Annotated in this window: 13 protein-coding genes; 5 read left to right on the top strand and 8 right to left on the bottom strand. The window is 71.2% G+C overall.

All coding sequences use genetic code 11. From position 1 onward, the window contains the following. The first annotated feature begins 150 nt into the window (after window positions 1–150). Together MUN74_RS14060 and MUN74_RS14065 are read left to right on the top strand one after the other, a co-directional pair. On the top strand, window positions 151–1,764 hold the full coding sequence (locus MUN74_RS14060; RefSeq protein ID WP_244853023.1) for a helix-turn-helix domain-containing protein: 1,614 nt from the start codon (window positions 151–153) through the stop codon (window positions 1,762–1,764). 144 nt (window positions 1,765–1,908) lie between these two features. Beyond that, entirely contained in the window at window positions 1,909–3,003 is a 1,095-nt protein-coding gene (locus MUN74_RS14065) for a flavin-containing monooxygenase (RefSeq protein ID WP_244853024.1), read from the top strand. Between the two features lie 15 nt (window positions 3,004–3,018). On the opposite strand, the gene pstB is transcribed toward MUN74_RS14065, so the two are convergent. From pstB to MUN74_RS14100, 7 genes are all read right to left on the bottom strand, one after another. Continuing rightward, the gene (pstB, locus tag MUN74_RS14070) at window positions 3,019–3,798 is read right to left on the bottom strand and encodes a phosphate ABC transporter ATP-binding protein PstB (RefSeq protein ID WP_244853026.1); all 780 of its coding nucleotides are present in this window, start codon (window positions 3,796–3,798) and stop codon (window positions 3,019–3,021) included. A 44-nt stretch (window positions 3,799–3,842) separates the two neighbouring features. Beyond that, window positions 3,843–4,949: a phosphate ABC transporter permease PstA gene (gene pstA / locus MUN74_RS14075; RefSeq protein ID WP_244853027.1), complete on the bottom strand. Its 1,107-nt coding sequence runs from the start codon at window positions 4,947–4,949 to the stop codon at window positions 3,843–3,845. Then, window positions 4,949–5,890, bottom strand: coding sequence for a phosphate ABC transporter permease subunit PstC (gene pstC / locus MUN74_RS14080; protein WP_244853028.1), 942 nt, complete (start codon window positions 5,888–5,890; stop codon window positions 4,949–4,951). Before pstC ends, pstA begins: the two co-directional genes overlap by 1 nt. Window positions 5,891–6,007: 117 nt before the next feature. Beyond that, complete coding sequence (pstS, locus tag MUN74_RS14085) at window positions 6,008–7,102, bottom strand: phosphate ABC transporter substrate-binding protein PstS (RefSeq protein WP_244853030.1); 1,095 nt, start codon at window positions 7,100–7,102, stop codon at window positions 6,008–6,010. A 140-nt stretch (window positions 7,103–7,242) separates the two neighbouring features. Beyond that, window positions 7,243–8,178: an NUDIX hydrolase gene (locus tag MUN74_RS14090; RefSeq protein WP_244853032.1), complete on the bottom strand. Its 936-nt coding sequence runs from the start codon at window positions 8,176–8,178 to the stop codon at window positions 7,243–7,245. Further along, window positions 8,175–10,382, bottom strand: coding sequence for an RNA degradosome polyphosphate kinase (locus MUN74_RS14095; protein WP_244853034.1), 2,208 nt, complete (start codon window positions 10,380–10,382; stop codon window positions 8,175–8,177). The genes MUN74_RS14090 and MUN74_RS14095 overlap by 4 nt, the downstream gene beginning before the upstream one ends. 45 nt (window positions 10,383–10,427) lie before the next feature. Further along, on the bottom strand, window positions 10,428–11,117 hold the full coding sequence (locus MUN74_RS14100) for a response regulator transcription factor (protein ID WP_244853035.1): 690 nt from the start codon (window positions 11,115–11,117) through the stop codon (window positions 10,428–10,430). A 76-nt stretch (window positions 11,118–11,193) separates the two neighbouring features. Between MUN74_RS14100 and MUN74_RS14105 the strand changes: the two genes are divergently transcribed. The 3 genes from MUN74_RS14105 to ygfZ all read left to right on the top strand — a co-directional run bounded on the left by MUN74_RS14105 (window position 11,194) and on the right by ygfZ (window position 13,469). Continuing rightward, window positions 11,194–11,508: a hypothetical protein gene (locus tag MUN74_RS14105; RefSeq protein WP_244853036.1), complete on the top strand. Its 315-nt coding sequence runs from the start codon at window positions 11,194–11,196 to the stop codon at window positions 11,506–11,508. Window positions 11,509–11,655: 147 nt separating this feature from the next. Further along, window positions 11,656–12,264 carry a nitrobindin family protein gene (locus MUN74_RS14110; protein WP_244853038.1) on the top strand — a complete coding sequence of 203 codons (609 nt, stop codon included), beginning with the start codon at window positions 11,656–11,658 and terminating at the stop codon, window positions 12,262–12,264. Beyond that, the gene (ygfZ, locus tag MUN74_RS14115) at window positions 12,264–13,469 is read left to right on the top strand and encodes a CAF17-like 4Fe-4S cluster assembly/insertion protein YgfZ (protein ID WP_244853040.1); all 1,206 of its coding nucleotides are present in this window, start codon (window positions 12,264–12,266) and stop codon (window positions 13,467–13,469) included. Before MUN74_RS14110 ends, ygfZ begins: the two co-directional genes overlap by 1 nt. Window positions 13,470–13,533: 64 nt before the next feature. On the opposite strand, the gene MUN74_RS14120 is transcribed toward ygfZ, so the two are convergent. Beyond that, window positions 13,534–19,629, bottom strand: a complete 6,096-nt coding sequence (locus MUN74_RS14120; RefSeq protein ID WP_244853041.1) for a ThuA domain-containing protein — start codon at window positions 19,627–19,629, stop codon at window positions 13,534–13,536. Window positions 19,630–19,722 lie beyond the last annotated feature (93 nt).

The raw sequence follows: 19,722 nt of genomic DNA on the forward strand, positions 1-19,722 counted from the left end.
GTAGCGCGAAGCGCGTATCGCGGCCACCGGCACACCCCGTGACGGCGGATGCCTCGGAGCGAGCGGAACTCGCTCCGAGGCATCCGCCTCGTGGTGAGAGCCTCGCCGATCGCCCTTGCCGGGCGCCGCCCACGCGCCGATACTGGCACCATGACGATCAGGGATGCCCCGGTCGTCGACTGGACCGGCAGATTCGACGGATTCGCCGCCGCCGAGGCGAGCCTCGACGCGGGCGAACTCGACGAGTTCGGCCAGGCGGCGTGGTTCGTCGGCCGCGACGAGGTGTCGGAGCGGGCCTGGGAGCGGGCGCACCTGCGCTACCTCGACGACGGCGATCTGGCCGCCGCGGTGCGCTGCGCGTTCTGGCTCGGCTTCACCCTGGGCGAGCACGGCCAGTTCGTCAAGGCGAACACGTGGATGGCGCGGCTCTTCGAGCTCTGCGCGCGCGGCGCGGGCGACCCGCGCATCGAGGCGTTCGAGGCCGTGCTGCGCGCGCACGCGACCTTCGCGGAGGGCCGGGTGGCCGCCTCCGAGCCCCTGTACCGTCATGCGGCCGAGCTGGCCGACGCCGCGGGTGACGGCGACCTCGACACGCTCGCGACGATGGGGCGAGGCCGCGCCCTCATGGTGCTCGGGCGCTTCGAGGAGGGCGTCGCCGCCCTCGACCGGGTGATGCTCCTCATCGGCACCGGGCGCGTCAGCGACCGGGCCGCCGGCCCCGCGTACTGCGCCGTCATCGCGAGCCTGCTCGCGCGGGGCGACCTCGAGCGCGCCCGCACGTGGACGCGCGAGCTCGGCGACTGGTGCGACGCCCAGCGGGGGCTCGAGCCGTTCCGCGGCGAGTGCACCCTGCACCGGGCGACCGTGATGCAGATCGGGGGAGAGTGGGACGCGGCCGCACGCGCCGCCGACCACGTGCGCGCCACCGAGACGCGCACCGACACGCTCGCCAACGCCTGGTACCGCCTCGCCGAGCTGCGCCGGGTGACCGGGAGGGTTGCCGAGGCGGGCGACGCGTACCGCGAGGCGGCGCGGCTCGGGCGAGAGGTGCACCCGGGCCTGGCGCTCCTGCACCGCGACGCCGGCGAGCTCGACACGGCCTGGCGCGGACTCGAACGCGCCCGCTCGGCCGTGAACGACCCCGCGACGCGGGCCGAGCTGCTCGCCGCATCGGTGGATGTCGCGATCGACCGACAGCGGATCGACGACGCCGAGGCCGCCGCCGCGGAGCTCGCGACCTGGGCGGACGCGTTCGGCGACGTGGTGTACCTGCGGGCACTCTCCGCGCGCGCGGCCGGCGAGGTCGCCGTCGCGCAGGGGCGTGCTGCGGAGGCCGCCTCGCGCCTCCGCACCGCGTGGATGCTGTGGCGACGGCTCGACGCCCCGTACGACGCGGCCCTCACCCGGGTGCTGATCGGTTGCGCCGCCCGACGGGCCGGCGACGAAGAGGGCGCGCAGCTCGAGTTCGACGCGGCCCGCAGCGTCCTCGAGGCGCTGGGCGCCGTACCCGACCTCGCGCGCCTCGAGCGGGTGGCGGCGCCATCGGGACCCGACGGTCCCGCCGCCGGGCTCAGCCGCCGCGAGCGGGAGGTGCTCGGACTCGTCGCCCGGGGCTGGTCGAACCGCCAGATCGCCGAGCAGCTGTTCCTCAGCGAGCGGACGGTGGCGCGACACGTCGGCAGCATCCTCGCCAAGCTCGGCGTGCCCAGCCGCTCGGCGGCGACCGCCTACGCCTACGCGAACGGGCTCGCACCGTCGGCGTGACCCGTGGTGCCCCGCCGTGACCCGCGGCCCCCCCGTAGTGTCCCGCGGCCCCCATCGGTGACCCGCGGCCCCTGCCGAATTGGTCATTTCTGCCGATTCGCCGCGCACCCCGCCGGCCTACCGTGTGCGAAAAGGGAGGCCATCATGTCGATCTCGACCCTGGACCTGGCGATCATCGGAGCGGGCGCCGCCGGTCTGTACTGCGCGCACTTCGCCTCGGGGCGCACGAGCGCCTACGAGGTCTTCGACGAGCACGACCGCGTAGGCGACTCGTGGCGGGAGCGGTACCGCTCGCTGCGGCTGTTCACCCCACGGCGCTGGACGAGCCTGCCGGGGCTCCGCATCGACATCGGGCGATTCGCGTATCCGACGGCGACCCAGCTCGCCGACTACCTCGAGCGGTACGCCGCCGCCTTCGCGATGCCCGTCCGCACCGGCACCCGCGTCGAGCGCCTCTCGCGAGAGCCCGACGGGCGCTTCCGGCTCGACCTGTCGACCGGCGACGAGACGTTCGCCGAACGGGTCGTCGTGACCGCGGGCGCGCACCGCCGCCCGGTCACCCCCGAGATGGCCGGACGGCTCGACCCCCGCATCCGGCAGCTGCACTCGCTCGACTACCGCGGCCCGGAGGACCTCGCCCCGGGCCCCGTGCTCGTCGTCGGCGCGGCCAACTCGGGCACCGACGTCGCGCTCGAGGCCGCGGCATCCGGGCACGACACGGTGCTGGCCGGCCGTCACCCGGGGCAGGTCCCAGCGCACATCGACAACCCGATCGGCAATCTCATGTCGGAGATCTTCATCCGCCGGTTGCGCAACACCACCATCGACACCGAACGCGGTCGCCGCTGGCTCGAGGAGCACCGCGGCCACGGCGTGAACCTCGTGCGCAACCACGTGGCCGACCTCGTGCGGGCCGGCGCACGACAGGTCGGTCGGGTCGTCGGCGAACGCGGCGGCAAGCCCGTGCTCGATGACGGTGAGGTGTTGGATGCGGCCACCGTCGTCTGGTGCACGGGCTCGGTGCCGGACCACGCGTGGATCGACATCCCCGCGGCGTTCGCGCCCGACGGCGTCGTGCAGCACCGGCGCGGGCTCGTCGACGCGGTGCCGGGACTCGCGTTCGTCGGGCTGCCGTTCCTCTACTCGGTCGCGTCGCCCACGCTCATGGGCATGGGCAGGGACGCCGAGCACGTCGTCACGCAGCTGCTCGCGCAGCGGCCGGCGCTGACGGCCGTGTGACCGCCGGAGAGGAGCTCAGCCGAACCGGCCCGACACGTAGTCCTCGGTGGCCTGCACCTGGGGGTTCGAGAAGATCGTCGTGGTGTCGGAGTACTCGATGAGCTTGCCCGGCTGGCCCGTGCCCGCGATGTTGAAGAACGCGGTCTTGTCGCTCACCCGCGACGCCTGCTGCATGTTGTGGGTCACGATCACGATCGTGTACTGCTGCTTGAGCTCCTCGATGAGGTCCTCGATCGCGAGCGTCGAGATCGGGTCGAGCGCCGAGCACGGCTCGTCCATGAGGATCACCTCGGGCGAGACCGCGATCGCGCGGGCGATGCAGAGACGCTGCTGCTGGCCGCCCGAGAGCCCCGAGCCGGGCTTGTCGAGGCGGTCCTTCACCTCGTTCCAGAGGTTCGCGCCGCGCAGCGACCGCTCGACGAGATCGTCGGCGTCGGACCTCGCGATGCGGGTGTTGTTGAGCCGCACGCCGGCGAGCACGTTCTCCTTGATCGACATCGTCGGGAACGGGTTCGGGCGCTGGAAGACCATGCCGACCTGTCGCCGCACGAGCACCGGGTCGACGCCGGGGCCGTAGAGGTCGTTGCCGTCGACGAGCACCTTGCCCTCGACGCGCGCGCCGGGGATCACCTCGTGCATGCGGTTCAGGGTGCGGAGGAACGTCGACTTGCCGCAGCCCGACGGGCCGATGAACGCCGTCACCGTGCGGGGCTCGATCTCGAGCGTGATGCCCTCGACGGCGCGGAAGTTGCCGTAGTAGACGTTGAGGTCCTCGACCTCGATGCGCTTGGACACGGGTGCTGCTTCTCTCTGTGCGGGGTCGTTGCGGGTCCGGGCGCTCAGCGCCGGCCGGTCTTGGGCGAGAACGCCTTCGCGATGATGCGGGCGATGACGTTCAGCAGGGCGACGATGAGGATGAGCGTGAGCGCACCGGCCCAGGCCCGCTCGACGTACGCCTCGGGCGGGTTGCCCTGGTTCATGTACTGCGTGTAGACGAACACGGGCAGCGTCATCATGCGGTCGGCGAACAGGTTGTAGTTCATGCTCGTCGTGAAGCCCGCGATGATGAGCAGCGGGGCCGTCTCGCCGATGACGCGGGCGACCGCGATCATGATGCCCGTGATGATGCCGGCGATCGAGGTGGGCAGCACGACCTTCAGGATCGTGAGCCACTTCGGCACGCCGAGGGCGTAGGAGGCCTCGCGCAGGTCGTTCGGCACGAGCTTCAGCATCTCCTCGCTCGAGCGCACGACCACGGGGATCATGAGCACCGACAGGGCGACTGCACCGCCGAAGCCCATGCGAACACCGGGGTCGTCGGTGATGAGCGCGAACAGGGCGAAGGCGAACAGGCCCGCGACGATCGAGGGGATGCCCGTCATGACGTCGACGAAGAACGTGATCGCGTGCTTGAGCTTGCCCCGGCCGTACTCGACGAGGTAGATGGCCGTGAGCAGGCCGACGGGCACCGAGATGAGCGCGGCCATGCCCGTGATGAGCAGGGTGCCCATGATCGCGTGCAGGGCGCCGCCGCCCTCGCCGACGACGTTGCGCATCGACTGCGAGAAGAAGTCGAGGTCGAAGCGCGGCAGGCCGTTGACGATGGTCGTGAAGGCGACCGAGATGAGCGGCAGCAGTGCGATCGTGAACGCCATGGCGACGAGCGCGGTGACGAACCGGTCGGTCGCCTTGCGCGCGCCCTCGACGAGACGGGAGATCAGCCAGATCGACGCCGTGTAGAGCAGGACGCCCCAGAACACCGCGCCCACGATGTCGAACATCGCGCCGCTCGTGACGGCGACGAGCCCGAAGATCGCGCTCGTGACGGCGAGTGCTCCGGCGAGCACGTACAGCGAGGCGTACCGCGGCAGCTTGCCCGCGGTGAGCGAGTTGGAGATGCCGCTCTGCGCGACCGGCGCCTGCGGGGGAGTGGCGGTGATGCTCATCAGTTGGCTCCCGAGAATTCCTTGCGGCGATCGACGATGTACCGGGCGATCATGTTGACGGCGAGCGTGATCGTGAAGAGCATGAGGCCCGTCGCGATGAGGATGTTGACCCCGATGTCGTGCGCCTCGGGGAAGTTGAGGGCGATGTTCGCGGCGATCGTCGTCGGGTTCTGCGACTGCAGCACCGCGAAGCTGATGATCGCCGACGGCGAGAGCACCATGGCCACGACCATCGTCTCGCCGAGCGCGCGGCCGAGGCCGAGCATCGACGCGGAGATGATGCCCGGGCGGCCGAAGGGCAGCACCGCGAGCTTGATCATCTCCCAGCGGGTCGCGCCGAGCGCGAGCGCGGCCTCCTCGTGGAGCACGGGCGTCTGCAGGAAGATCTCGCGGCAGAGGGCGGTGACGATCGGCAGGATCATGACCGCCAGCACGATCGCGACGGTGAGGATCGTGCGGCCCGTGCCCGAGACGGGCGGGGCGAACAGCGGGAACCAGCCGAACCACTCGGTGAGCGTCGTGTAGAAGGGCTGCACCGCCGGGGCGAGCACCGTGATGCCCCAGAGGCCGAAGACGACCGACGGCACGGCGGCCAGCAGGTCGATGATGTAGCCGAGGCCCTGCGCGAGCTTGCGGGGGGCGTAGTGCGAGATGAACAGCGCGATGCCGATCGAGAGCGGCACGGCCATGATGAGGGCGAGCGCGGCGGCCCAGATCGTGCCGAACACGAGGGGGCCGACGTACTGCCAGAAGTTCTCGGCGGTGCCCTTGAACTCGTCGGAGACCGCGGTGAACGCGGGCAGCGACTGGGCGACGAGGAAGATCGCGACCGCTGCGAGGGTGACCAGGATGAGCACGCCGGCCACGAGCGTGGCGGTCGAGAAGACGCGGTCGCCGGGGCGCTGCTTGGCGGTGATGGTGGATGCCTCGGGGGCCGTCATGGGGGCGGGTCTTCCTGGTTCGTGCGAATGGGGTGTGCGCGGGGCGGACCCGGCACCGGGCCTGCCCGACCCGATCGGATCCCGCGTTCGGGACGATCGGGCCGGGCAGGCGACGGATTACTTGACGGACTCGAGCGCGGCCGAGACCTGGTCGCTGAGCTCGGTCGACAGCGGGGCCGAGCCGGCCTGCTCGGCGGCCACCGACTGGCCCTCCTCGCTCGCCATGTAGCCCACGTAGGACTTCACGAGCTCGCCCTGGGCGGCGTCGGCGTACTCCTGGCAGACGATCGCGTAGCTCACGAGCACGAGCGGGTAGTGGCTCGGGTCGGTCGTCGTGCGGTCGAGGGCGATGGCGAGGTCGTTGGCCTCGCGGCCCTCGACGAGCGGCGACTCCGCGACGACCGCGGCGGCCGCCTCGGGGGTGTAGCCCACGAACTCGTCGCCGACCTTGATCTTCGCGACGCCGAGGTCGCCGGCCTTCGACGCGTCGGCGTAGCCGATCGTGTTCACGCCGTTGGTGACGGCGTCGACGACGCCCGAGGTGCCCTGGGCGCCCTCACCGGTCTGGTACGGGAAGGTGTCGCTCGGCTCCTCGGCCCACACGTCGCCGGCGGTCTGGTTGAGGTAGTCGGCGAAGTTCTTCGTGGTGCCCGAGTCGTCGGAGCGGTGCACGGCGGTGATGTTCGCGTCGGGGAGCTTCGCACCCTCGTTGAGCGCGGCGATCGCCGGGTCGTTCCACTTGGTGATGTCGCCCTTGAAGATCTTCGCGAGCGTCGCCGAGTCGAGGTTGAGCTCGTCGACGCCGTCGACGTTGAAGACGACCGCGATGGGCGAGATGTAGACGGGAAGGTCGATGGCCTTCGTGTCGGGGGCGCACGCGGCGAACTCGCCCGCGAGCTCCTCGTCCTTCAGGAAGGAGTCGCTGCCCGCGAAGTCGACCCCGCCGGCGATGAAGGCCTCGCGGCCCGCACCCGAGCCCGAGGGGTCGTAGTTGATGGTGACGTCGGGGTTGGCCGTCTGGAACGCGGCGACCCACGCCTCCTGGGCCGAGCCCTGCGACGAGGCGCCGGCCGCGTCGATCGTGCCGGAGAGGCTCGAGCCGGTCTCTTCGGGGGTGGCGCTGCCACCGCCTTCGTTGGCTGCGCAGGAGCTGAGCGCGAGCGCCGCGGTGACGGCGACGACGGCGGGCACGCCGAAACGCTTGAGGTTCACGTGAAGTCCCTTCCGGGGTTCGATTGCAGGGTGTGGGTCGGTGCCGACCCGCCTGCGACGCTAATCAGCGCGCCTTACGAGCTTCCGCCACGTCGGTGAACGGGAGGTGAACGGATGCTGGCGCGTGATTCCGCGGGACTTCAGGCGCGGGGCGCGTGCGTCTCGATCGAGATGATGCCGGAGCCCTGGTTCGTCGCCGACAGGTGCACGACGCTGAACGCGCCCGGTTCGAGCTCGGCCGCGTCGGTCGCGTAGGTGCCGAGCGGGGTGCCCGTCGCGAGCGCGAGCTCGCGCATGATCTCGGGCAGCACGGGACCGTGGCTGCAGATGACCGCCGACCTGCCCGCGCGCACGCGCTTGCCGACGACCCGGCGCACCTCGCCGTCGCCGGCCTCCCAGGCGTCCTGGCTGATGCCGGCGTCGCGCTTGATCTCGATGCCCGTCGCGGCCGCGAGCGGCGTGACCGTCGTGACGCACCGCACGGCAGGGCTCGAGACGATGCGCTTCGGTCCCCACGCGGTGAGGGTGTCGACGAGGCCCGCGGCCTGGTCGACGCCGCGGGCGGTCAGCGGCCTCGAGGCATCGGGGCCGTCGTATCCGCTGCGGCTGACCGCCTTGCCGTGCCGCACGACCGCGAGGCTGAAGGTCTCGGTCACGCCCTGCTCGACGAGGGCCGTGAAGTTGTCGAGGATCTCGACGTCGGGCTCGTAGGTCAGGTAGCCGCGGGCGCGCTTCGGCGTCACCCACTCGAGTGCGGCGACCTCGGCGTTGGGCTTGAAGGTCGAGCGCTGCACGGCCTTCTCGCTCACCTCGGCGGCCCAGTAGTGCACGATCTTCTCGCGACCCGACGGCAGGGGGTAGCGCGAGACGCCGAGGGGCACGCCGAGGTCGACGGCGAGGCCGGTCTCCTCCGCGATCTCGCGCACGGCCGTCTGCGGCAGCGACTCACCGGGGTCGACCTTGCCCTTCGGGATCGTGACGTCGCCGTACACCGTGCGGTGGATGACGAGCACGTGCAGCTTGCCGTCGATGTATCGCCAGCACACGGCGCCGGCGGCGTAGACGGCCGTCGTCACCGGCGCGACCCCGATCGGCTGCGCTGGCCCGAGCGGGTGCGCTGGGCGATCTCGAGCATGAGCCCATTCTGCAGGTCGGTGAGCGGCCGGCCCTCCTCATCGACCGATCGGCGTGTCCAGGTGCCGTCGCCATCGAGGTGCCACGAGCTCGTCGACTCGTCCATGGCCTGGTCGAAGATGTGCTCGATCTCGGCGAGGTGGGCCGGGTCGGTGAGTCGCACGAGCGCCTCGACCCGGCGGTCGAGGTTGCGGTGCATCATGTCGGCCGAGCCGATGTACACCTGCGGGTCGCCGTCGTTCGCGAACGAGAAGATGCGGGAGTGCTCGAGGTAGCGCCCCAGGATGGAGCGAACCCGGATGTTCTCGCTGAGCCCCGGGATGCCGGGTCGGAGGCTGCAGATGCCGCGCACCCACACCTCGACGGGCACGCCCGCGTTCGAGGCGCGGTAGAGCGCGTCGATGATCGCTTCGTCGACCATCGAGTTCACCTTGATGCGGATGCCGCTGGGCCGGCCCTGCTCCGCATTGCGGATCTCGGTCGCGATGAGCTTCAGGAGGCCCTTGCGCAGGTGCAGCGGCGCGACGAGGAGGCGCTTGAACTTCTTCTCGATCGCATAGCCCGACAGCTCGTTGAAGAGCCGCGTCAGGTCCTTGCCGACCTGGTCGTCGGCGGTGAGGAGGCCCAGGTCCTCGTAGATGCGGCTCGTCTTCGGGTTGTAGTTGCCGGTGCCGATGTGGCTGTAGTGCCGCAGCACGCCCTTCTCCTGGCGGATGACGAGCGCGAGCTTGCAGTGGGTCTTGAGGCCGACGAGCCCGTACACGACGTGCACGCCCGCCTTCTCGAGCTTGCGGGCCCACGTGATGTTGGCCTGCTCGTCGAACCGCGCCTTGATCTCGACGAGGGCGAGCACCTGCTTGCCCGACTCCGCGGCGTCGATGAGCGCCTCGACGATGGGGCTGTCGCCCGACGTGCGGTACAGCGTCTGCTTGATCGCGAGCACGTCGGGGTCGGCGGCGGCCTGCTCGAGGAACGCCTGCACGCTCGTCGCGAACGACTCGTACGGGTGGTGCAGCAGCACGTCCTGGCGGGAGACCGCCTTGAAGACGTCGGCGCGCAGGTTCGACTCGGTCGGCTGCAGCTGCACGGCCGTCGTCGGCACGTGCGTCGGGTAGTGCAGCTCGGGGCGGTCGAGCCGGGCGAGGTCGAACAGGCCGCCGAGGTCGAGCGGGGCGGGCAGCCGGTACACCTCCTGCTCGGTGACGTCGAGCTCGCGCACGAGGAGGCCGAGCGTCACGTCGTCCATGTCGTCGGTCACCTCGAGCCGGATGGGCGGGCCGAAGCGGCGGCGAAGCAGCTCCTTCTCGAGCGCCTTGATGAGGTTCTCGGTCTCGTCCTCCTCGATCTCGACGTCCTCGTTGCGGGTGACCCGGAACACGTGGTGCTCGACGATCTCCATGCCCGGGAACAGGTCGCCGAGATGGTTGGCGATGAGGTCCTCGAGGGTGATGTAGCGCGCGTCCTCGACCGACTCGTCGGGGTCGACCCGCACGAAGCGCGGCAGCATCTGCGGCACCTTGACGCGGGCGAACTCCTGGCGGCCGGTACGGCTGTTGCGCACGCGGACCGAGAGGTTGAGCGAGAGCCCCGAGATGTAGGGGAACGGGTGCGCCGGGTCGACGGCGAGGGGCATCAGCACGGGGAAGATCTGCGACGAGAAGTACTCGCGCAGGTGGGCGCGTTCGTCGTCGCCGAGCTCGGCCCACAGGGCGATGTGGATGCCGGCACCGGCGAGGGCCGGCTTGACGAGGTCCTGGTAGGCGGCGGCGTGGCGCTCCTGCAATTCGTGCGCCATGCGCGAGATGTCGCTCAGCACGTCGACCGGCGCCCGCCCGACGTTCGTCGGCACGGCGAGGCCCGTCATGATGCGGCGCTTGAGACCCGCGACCCGCACCATGAAGAACTCGTCGAGGTTCGAGGCGAAGATCGCGAGGAAGTTCGCCCGCTCGAGCACGGGCACCGACTCGTCCTCGGCGAGCTCGAGCACGCGCTGGTTGAACGCGAGCCAGCTGAGCTCGCGGTCGAGGTAGCGCTCGGCAGGCAGCTCGGGCGCGCCCTCGATGTCGAGCGGTTCGAAGTCGTCGTCGAAGTCGCTCGCCGTGCGATCCGACATGCGGTCGTCCTCGAGGATGCTGTCGGGGCTCATCCACTCATCATGGCACGCAGGCGTTTCCGGCCGGTGAGCGCCGGGTCAACGGGTGGTGACGGGTGCGCCCTCGTCGTCCTCTTCATGCACGTTGAAGCGGTAGCCGACGTTGCGCACCGTGCCGATGAGGCTCTCGAGGTCGCCGAGCTTCGCGCGGAGTCGGCGTACGTGCACGTCGACCGTGCGCGTGCCGCCGAAGTAGTCGTACCCCCACACCTCGCTCAGCAGCTGCTCGCGCGTGAACACCCGCGACGGGTGCGCGGCGAGGAAGCGCAGCAGCTCGAACTCCTTGTAGGTGAGGTCGAGCGGGCGGCCGTGCACCTTCGCCGAGTAGCTCGCCTCGTCGATGACGACGCCGGAGGTCTGGATCCGCTCGGCCGGTTGGCTCTGCTGCGCCCGGCCGATCGCCAGGCGGATGCGCGCGTCGATCTCGGCGGGGCCGGCCCCCTCGAGCACGACGTCGTCGACGCCCCAGTCGGTCGTGACGGCGGCGAGACCGCCCTCGGTGACGACGAGCACGAGCGGGGCCGAGAGCCCGGTGGTCTTGAGGATCTGGGCGAGCGCCTTCGCACCGGCGAGGTTGGTGCGGGCATCGAGCAGCACGAGCTCGGCGTCGGGCGCGTTGACGAGCCGCTCGGGCGAGGCCGGGATGACCCGCACCCGATGGCTCAGGAGCGAAAGCGCCGGGAGAACGTCGTCGTCGGCTGCCGGCGTCAGGATGAGCAGCTGCGCCACGCCACACCCTCCAGTAGTAAGGTGCGGTCAATACTACGGGACGGCGGGCGCCGTCCCGCGAAGCGAACGGAGCCGCATGACCGACGAGACCGAGACGCGTACCGGCTGGCCGGGCATCGTGCTGATCTGGGCGCTCGCGGTCGCCGGGTGCGCGATCGTCGCGGGGCTCGCGTTCGGCGGGCTCGAGGTCTGGTTCGACGACGACTCGTGGCTCGGCGTCTACGGCGCCCTCGGCGTGGTGCTCGCCGTCGCCGTGCTCGGCACGCTCGTCGTGCAGCTCGCGACCCGTCGGCCGGCCGGATTCGTGCGGCGGGTGGCGGCGTCGATCGCGGGAGCGGTCGTCGTGGTCGGCATCGCCGCCGCGATCGTCGCGCCCGTCGCCGCGGGCTAGACTCGAGGCATGTCTGAGCTGCTCGCCCTCGAACTCCTCTTCATCGGCCTGCTCGGTCTCGCGAGCCTCGCGATCGCGTGGATCAGCGGGGTCGTCGTCTACAAGCTCTTCAAGGGCCAGCGCTAAGCGCTGACGAGGAGCGTCGCGATGATCGAGCTGCCCGTCGACCTCCCGGCCGAGCTCGTGCCGCTCTCGTGGCTCCTCGGCGTGTGGGAGGGGTCCGGCGTCATCGACTACAAGGTCGGCGACGAGTCGGTCACCCGCGAGTTCGGCCAGCGCGTGAGCTTCAGCCACGACGGCCTGCCGCACCTCAACTACACGTCGTACACGTGGCTGTTCCCCGATGAGGAGGGCGGCGACCCGACGCCCCTCGCGACGGAGACCGGGTACTGGCGCCTTGCCCGCGAGCAGGGCGACGGCGACCCGGGCCCGGCCATGCTGCCCGCCATCGGCGAGCCGCGCTACGGCGACGCGGAGGCGGTCGAACGACTGCGCAACGCCGACGGCGGATTCGACCTCGAGGTCTCGATCGTGCACCCCGGCGGCGTGTCCGAGCTCTACCTCGGCCAGGTGAAGGGGCCGCGTATCGACCTCGCGACCGATGCCGTCATGCGGTCGGCCGGTGCGAAGGACTACGCGGCCGCGACTCGGCTCTACGGACTCGTCGAGGGCCACCTGCTCTGGGCGTGGGACATCGCCGCCCTCGGTCAAGACCTGCGCACCCACGCGTCGGCGCGTCTCGCCAAGGTCGACTGATGACGGGCTCGCCCTTCCTCGCGCTGCCCGGAGCGGTCGCCCTCGAGGCCGCGCCCGGGGTCGCCGGTGCCGATGGGCCCGGCGTCGCCGGACACGGTGCCGATGGGCCCGGCGTCGCCGAGCACTACGGCGAGCCGATGATCGAGCAGCGCCGGCTCGAGCGGGGCGAGGCGGTCGTCGACCTCTCCGACCGCGGCGTCGTGTCGGTCACGGGGCCCGACCGGCTCAGCTGGCTGCACTCGATGGCGAGCCAGTCGTTCACCGGCTTGCGCCCGGGCGAGGGCATCGAGGCGCTCCTCCTCGACGCCGCCGGCCACGTCGAGCATGCGGTGCACGCGATCGACGACGGCGAGACGGTGTTCCTCATCGTCGAGGGCGGTGAGGCGGCGACACTGGCCGCGTGGCTCGACCGCATGCGCTTCATGCTCCGCGTCGAGGTGGCCGATCGCAGCTCCGAACTCGCCGTGATCGCCGCCATGTCGGTCGAGGCGCTGGATGCCGCGGCATCCGCCTTCGCACCCGACGGTGTCGCGCTCGACTGGGTCGACCCGTGGGCCGCACCCCGCCCGGGCGGTCACCAGTACGCGGCATCCGCCGGGCACCCCGGTGCCGACTGGCGCTGGATCGAACGCATCGTGCCGAGGGCCGAGCTCGCCGGGGCCGCCGCCGCGGTGCGGGCCGGCCGCGTCGCGGTGGCCGGTGCGCTCGCCGCCGAGGCCCTGCGCATCGCCGCGTGGCGCCCGCGGCTCGCGACCGAGGTCGACGAGAAGACCATCCCGCACGAGCTCGACTGGCTGCGCAGCGCCGTCGACCTGGGCAAGGGCTGCTACAAGGGCCAGGAGACGGTCGCCAAGGTGCTGAACCTCGGGCGACCGCCGCGCCGGCTCGTGCTGCTGCACCTCGACGGCAGCGACACCGTGCTCCCCGCGCCGGGCGACGAGGTCGTCGGCGAGAAGGTTCGCCCCGAGCCGGCCGCCGGCGAGTCGCCCGAGCGCAAGGTCGTCGGCCGCATCACGTCGAGCGCGATGCACCACGAGCTCGGCCCGATCGCGCTCGCCGTCGTGAAGCGCGCCGTGCCGGCCGGGCTGCCGCTCATCGTCGAGAGCCACGGCACCGAGGTCGCCGCCGCGCAGGTCGAGATCGTGCCGGCCGACGCCGGCGCCGCCGTCGAGGTGCCCCGCCTGCCGCGGCTCGGCATCCGCTGAGGCATCCCGCCCGATCGCATGACGACGGCCCCGGCGCCGCAGCGCCGGGGCCGTCGTGGTCCGCCTACTTGCAGTTCGCCTTGGCGTAGGCGGCGCGCGCCTCGGCCTCGTGCTCACCGTCCTGGTGGCGCAGGCTCACCGTGAGCGTGCCCTTCTTGAGCTTCGCGGTGCCCGTGTCGAACAGGTGGTAGACGGCCGAGCCGGCGGCGACATCGGCGATCTCGTGGTCGCCCCACGGCGTCGAGATCACGAGGTCGGCCGGGGAGTTGCCCGTGTTCGCCGCGTACACGGCGACCTGGGCCGTGCCGGCGAGGCACTGGGTGACGGCGGTCGCCGTGACCTTGAGCTCGACCGGGATCGGCTCGTCGATCGTGAGCCGCGCCGTCTGGTCGTCCTCGAGGTTGCCCGCGACGTCGACCGAGCGGTAGTCGACCGTGTGGTCGCCCGCCCCGCTCACGACGATCGGATCCGCGTACGCGGCCCACGCACCGCCGTCGACCCTGAACTCGGTGCCGGCCGCACCGGAGGTGTCGTCGGTCGCGGCCAGGGTGACGACCGCGTCGCCGTCGCCCGCTTCGACCGTCGCCGTCGTGACGGGTGCCACGGTGTCGACCTTGACGGTCGACGTTCCGGCCTCCTCGACGTTGCCCGCGGCGTCGGTCGACCGGAAGGCCACCGTCGCCTCGCCCTCGCCGGTCACTGCGACCGGCTCGGTGTAGGCCGTCCACGCGCCGTCGCCGATCGCGTACTCGGTCGATGCGACGCCCGTGCCGTCGGCATCGGTCGCCTCGAGCGCGAAGCTCGGAGCGGCCGTGTACCAGCCGTCCTCGCCGTCGGGCTCGGCCGGGCTCCAGGTGAGCGTCGTGGTCGGTGCCGTCTCGTCCGCCTGCTCGGTCTCGAGCGTGAACGAGTCGAAGCCCACGACGACCGGCTCCTCCTGCTGCGGACCGATGGCCATGAGGCCGAGTCCGCGCAGCGGCTTCGCGAACGTGATGCCGGCGCCGATCGACGTCCAGTTGACGCCGCCGTCGCTCACCTCCGCCGTGTACACGTCACCCGTCTTCGTCACCCGGATGTACCAGTACCCGCTCTCGCTGGAGTCGGCGATGTTCAGGTTGCGGTTGCCGATTCCCTGCGCGTCGACCTCGCCGGCGAGCTCGGCCCGCAGGTCGAGCGCGGTGCCCGGGTTGTTGTAGGCGACGACGTCGGCCTTCACGTAGTTGTCGTCGTCGGCCCACATCATGAGCCCGGCCAGCTGCCAGCGGTGCTTCAGCGGCGCCGTGAACTTCGTCGTCGCCACCCAGTCGCCCTCGGGCGCCTTCGTGAGGACGAAGTTGCGAGGGGTGATCGGGTTCGTGCCGTTGATGTCGCCCGGCTGCGTCTCGATCTTCAGGTGGCCGTCGGCGACCCGCAGGTGGTTCGAGTCGTAGCGAACGGTCTCCGACCAGCGGCAGCCGTCGAGCGACGTGCCGTCGAACTCGTCGTTCGGCGTGACCGCGGCGCCCGGCACGGGCTCCGGTGCGAAGCGGAACCAGTCGGCCTTCGCGACGACCGGCGTGCTGCCGAGGTCGCCGGCCGCCATCAGGCCGATCCGGGCGTCCTGCTTGAGCTGCAGGCTGCCCGCGAGCGGGGTCCAGCTGGTGCCGTCGGCGGAGTACGCGCCCGTCAGGGTCGTGCCGTCGCTCGTCAGCTTGAGGTGGATCGTGCTCGGGAAGTCGGCCGGCAGCGTGGGCGCCGCAGCCGTCGTCCGCGAGCCGCCCGTCTCGGACTGGAACTCGATGAAGCGGTTGCCGTTCTGGTTCCTCACGAAGGCGAGCTTGTTGTACTCGTCGTCGCTCTGGTGCACCACGAGACCCGCCCACTGCCAGTGCGAGGTGTGCGCGAGGGTGAGCTTCGTCGTCGCCTCCCACGCGCCGGTCGGCAGGTCCTTGCCCGCGAAGCTCACGGGACCGGTCGACGCCTCGTTGATGTCGCCCGCCGTGACCGGCAGGTTGAGTGCGCCGGCCGACTGCGTGACGGGCACGGTGCCGGAACGCAGCGCCCATGCCGCACCGACCACGGGAGCTTCGAACTCGTCCGACAGCGGGGCACCCGGGCACATGAGCGGCACGAGCGGCCGCTCGGGCTCGGGGCCCTGCGGATCGGTGTCGATCGCGAAGTCGGCGAAGTCGACGGTGCCGGCGCTGCTCGCGTGCGACACCATGAACATGCCGACGTCCTGCGTCGCCGCCGCGCCCGTGAGGGTCACCGCGCCGCCGACCTGGGTCCAGGTCGTGCCGTTCTTCGAGAAGTACGCCGTGTACGACGCACCGTCGCGCTTGAGCTTCACCCACACCGGATAGCTCGTGGTGCCGCCGGCGACCGACGTGTTCAGCTGGCCGTTGCCGTCGGGGTCCGCGAGGAACTCGACGCCGCCCGACGGACGGATGCCGACCATCGCGTACCCGGGTGAGGTTCCCGGCTGCGTCACGTCGTTGCGCACGATCACGCCGGCCTTGGCCGACCCGTTCGTGTTCTGCTGGGCGTCGACCTTGACGACGGCCTCCCAGCCGTCGTCGCCGCCGGCGGGTGCGTAGAGGGTCGAGTACTCGTCGATGCCCTGCCACGTGTCGTCGCCGGCGCCCGTGATCCGGAAGCGCCCGTCGCCGAGTCGCTCGAAGACGCCGTCGGCGTTGGTGAACGGCACGAGGTCGCCGAACAGCTCGCCGACCTGGGCGACCACGACGCGCGAGGTGCGCGACTTGCCCGCCTCGTTCGTCGCAACCGCGGTGAGGTCGTACAGCCCCTCCTCGGGCGTCGCGAGCGTCGCCGAGTACGGCGCCGAGTCGTCGGTGCCGATCGACTCGCCGTCGACGAAGAACTCGACCGCGGTCACCGTCCCGTCGGGGTTGTACGGGTCGGATGCGTCCGCAGAGATCGTCACGTCCTGCCCGGGCTCGAGCTCGCCGCCCGCGGCGGGCGAGGTGATCGCGACGTCGGGCGCGGCGGTCGGGGACGAGCCGCGGCCGAACGCCTCGATGAAGTTGAGCTTCGTCTCGCCGCCGCGGAACACGAGGTAGAGGTCGAACGAGTCGTTCGGCACCGTGCTCACGTCGACGACGACATCGGCGAACCGCGTCGAGCCGGTCGCGGGCACCTCGGCGGTCGCGAGCAGTGCGCCGTCGGCGGCCCCGCTGCGCAGTTCGATCGAACCGCCCTCGGCGTTCGCCGACACGCGGAGCGCGAGCTTGTCGATGCGGTGGAGGCTCACGGGGTCGTAGTGCGCCCAGTCGCCGTCGCCCGCGACGACGACCTTGTCGGCCTCGCCGCCCTCGGTGTCGCGGCTGGGGGCCACGGTGACCCCGGGTGCCGCGCTGTCGAAGAACTCGGCCTGCTTGAGCTTCGGGAACACGAGCGTCGTCGCCGAGCCCGTGAGCGGGTTCTCGCCGCCCTCGCCGCCGTGGTCGGTGTAGCGAGCGTCGATCGCGAAGAAGATGTCCTCGTCGGGCGCGTGTCCGCCGAGGCTGGTCTCCGTCGTCCCGGTGAGCCCGGAGAGCGGCGTCAGCGGGTGCGCATGGTCGTCGTGACCGAGCGCGGGCTGGATGATGAGCTCGGAGCCGTCGACCGCGCCGTCCTCGGGGTCGGTCACCTGGGCCGCCCACGACAGGTCGTCGCCGAAGTCGAAGAAGGCGCCGTTCGGCGGCAGCGAGATGCCGACGTCGGGACGGGTGTTGCCGACCGTGATGGGCACGGTGGTGGTGCCCGTCTTGCCGTCGGGGTCGGTCACCGTGAGGCGGGCGTCGAAGACGCCGGTCTCGGCGTACGAGTGCGTCGCCGCAGCCGTCGTCGCGTCGGTGGTGCCGTCGCCGTCGAAGTCCCACGCGTAGGCGAGCGCGGCGTTCTCGGGGTCGGTCGAGGCAGAGCCGTCGAACGCGACCGCGAGCGGTGCCTGCCCCGAGTCGCGGTCGACCGAGATCTTCGCGATCGGCGAGCGCGAGCCCTGGATGTAGTCGATGCGGTGCAGGCCCGAGTTCGGGTTGTCACGGCCGAAGCCGCCGCCCCAGTCGAGCACGTAGAGCGATCCGTCGGGGCCGAACTTGGAGTCGATCGGCGCGAGGAACTGCTCCTGGGGCAGGAACGCGTTCACCTTCTCGACCTGCGAGCCCGATCCGGATGCCGGATCCTTCAGCTGGATCGAGTACATCTTGTTGCGCGCCCACTCGTAGAAGAACGGCTTGCCGTCGTACGAGGCCGGGAACTTCGTGTCGGAGACGAGGTCGGGGTCGTAGTCGTACACGGGCCCGCCCATGGGTGCGAGGCCACCGCCCTGGGGGATCATCTCGGGCACCGACGAGCGCTTGTAGCCGTACCACATGTCGGCCGCGCGGGCTGCGGGCAGCTCGGTGAGGCCCGTGTTGCGCGGCGAGTCGTTGACCGGCGCGTCGCAGTCGAAGAAGTCGCCGACCGTGACCGGGCTGGTCGTGTAGTCGACGTCGCGGAACGGCTCGTTGTCGCCCATGCAGAGCGGCCAGCCGTAGTTGCCGGGCGTCTTGATGAGGTTCCACTCGGCGATGCCGGCGGGGCCGCGCGTCGTGGGGGCGTCCGTGCCGTTGTCGGGGGAGTAGTCGGCGAGGCTGATCCAGCCGGTCTCCTGGTCGACCGAGAAGCGGAACGGGTTGCGGAAGCCCATCGCGTAGATCTCGGGGCGGGTCTTGTCGCCCGGGTCGTCGGCCTCGGGGAAGAGGTTGCCCTCGGGGATCGTGTACCCGGGCCCGTCGGCGTTCGGCGTGATGCGCAGCAGCTTGCCGCGCAGGTCGTTGGTGTTCGCCGAGGTCGCGCGCGCGTCGTGGAACGTGCCGTCGCGGGTCGAGAGCGGGGCGTACCCGCCGCTCGGCTCCGAGTGCGGGTTCACGTCGTCGCCGACGCTCAGGTAGAGGTTGCCGTCGGCGTCGAAGTCGAGGCCGCCGCCGGTGTGGCCGGGCTCGTCGGGCAGGCGCCGCGCGGGCACCTCGATGACGAGCTCCTCGGTCGCGGGGTCGATCACGCCGTTCTCCATCGTGAAGCGCGACACGCGGCTGAAGAAGTTGGCCGGGTCGGCGTTGTCGGCCGCGTTCGGCGAGCGGTAGACGTAGAGCCGCCCGTTGTCGGTGAAGTCGGGGTCGAGTGCGATGCCGAGCAGGCCGTCCTCGCCGCCCGAGTAGACGTCGAGCTGCAGCGCGGTCGTGACGTTGTTCGTCGTCGGGTCCCACACGCGCACCTGCCCGCGCACGAGCTCGGTGTAGAAGACGCGTCCGTCGTCGGCGATGTCCATGGCGAACGGCGCCGACGTGTTCTGGTCGAGGGCGACCTTCTCGAAGTTGCCCCACACGGTGCCGCCGCAGTCGCCGGGCTCGATGCCGGCCGCGTACTTCACGCCGCCGACGATGTGCGCCATGAAGTCGGGCTCGAGGTAGTGCGAGCCGAAGTGGCCCATCGCCGTCGCCCAGGCCCGGCCGCCGTCGTACGGCTTGCACCACGAGATCGGGTGGTCGTAGCCCATCTTGTTACCGCCGGCGTCGTAGGTCGACTCGTCCATCGAGGCGAGCACGTGGGCCGTGCCGCGCACGTTGTTCGAGAAGTTGTACCACTCGTCGGCGCGCTCCCAGCGGGTGCCGTCGAAGTGCTTCGTCGACGGGTGCGCGTGGTCTTCGATCCGCACCGTGCCGGGCTGGCCGGGGTCGATGCCGGTCGCGGCGTGCCCCGGCATGAGTGAGCCGACGAGCTCGTCCCACCAGGCGTAGTTGCCGCGCATGTCGGTCGCGTTGTGGATCGCGACGATGCCGCCGCCGGCCTCCTGGTACCGCTCGAGCGCGGCCCGCTGGTCGGCGTTCCACGGGTCGCCGGAGGCCTGGAACATGATCAGCGCATCGAAGCCGGCGAGATCGGTGTCGTTGAAGATCGTGGAGTCCTCGGTGTGCGTCACCTCCATGCCCTCGGCCTCGAGGGCGGCCGTGATGAGCGGGGTGCCCTTGTCGATCGCGTCCGTGTGCCGGAACTGCGTCGTCTTGGTGAAGATCAGCACATGGGCGCCGTCGTGCGCCTGTGCGGGTGCGGCGGTCGCCGTGATCGCGCCGAGCGCGAGGATCGCGGCGACCGCTCCGGCGAGCAGCCGGGGAAGGACGTGGTGCAACTTCGACAGCATGAGACCTCCGTTGGTTTCAGATGCTGGACACGCGAACCATCACGAATCGAGTGCGAGCCCGGTCCTGAACCTAGGGAGACTTTTGCCGTTCGT

The organism is Agromyces sp. H17E-10, assembly GCF_022919715.1.
Taxonomy (GTDB): Bacteria; Actinomycetota; Actinomycetes; order Actinomycetales; family Microbacteriaceae; genus Agromyces.

Excerpts from the sequence above, each read along its gene's own strand:
- pstA (WP_244853027.1), bottom strand. The coding sequence starts at position 4,949 with ATGAGCATCACCGCCACTCCCCCGCAGGCGCCGGTCGCGCAGAGCGGC.
- MUN74_RS14065 (WP_244853024.1), top strand. The coding sequence starts at position 1,909 with ATGTCGATCTCGACCCTGGACCTGGCGATCATCGGAGCGGGCGCCGCC.
- ygfZ (WP_244853040.1), top strand. The coding sequence starts at position 12,264 with ATGACGGGCTCGCCCTTCCTCGCGCTGCCCGGAGCGGTCGCCCTCGAG.
- MUN74_RS14120 (WP_244853041.1), bottom strand. The coding sequence starts at position 19,629 with ATGCTGTCGAAGTTGCACCACGTCCTTCCCCGGCTGCTCGCCGGAGCG.
- MUN74_RS14060 (WP_244853023.1), top strand. The coding sequence starts at position 151 with ATGACGATCAGGGATGCCCCGGTCGTCGACTGGACCGGCAGATTCGAC.
- MUN74_RS14105 (WP_244853036.1), top strand. The coding sequence starts at position 11,194 with ATGACCGACGAGACCGAGACGCGTACCGGCTGGCCGGGCATCGTGCTG.
- pstC (WP_244853028.1), bottom strand. The coding sequence starts at position 5,890 with ATGACGGCCCCCGAGGCATCCACCATCACCGCCAAGCAGCGCCCCGGC.
- MUN74_RS14095 (WP_244853034.1), bottom strand. The coding sequence starts at position 10,382 with ATGAGCCCCGACAGCATCCTCGAGGACGACCGCATGTCGGATCGCACG.
- MUN74_RS14110 (WP_244853038.1), top strand. The coding sequence starts at position 11,656 with ATGATCGAGCTGCCCGTCGACCTCCCGGCCGAGCTCGTGCCGCTCTCG.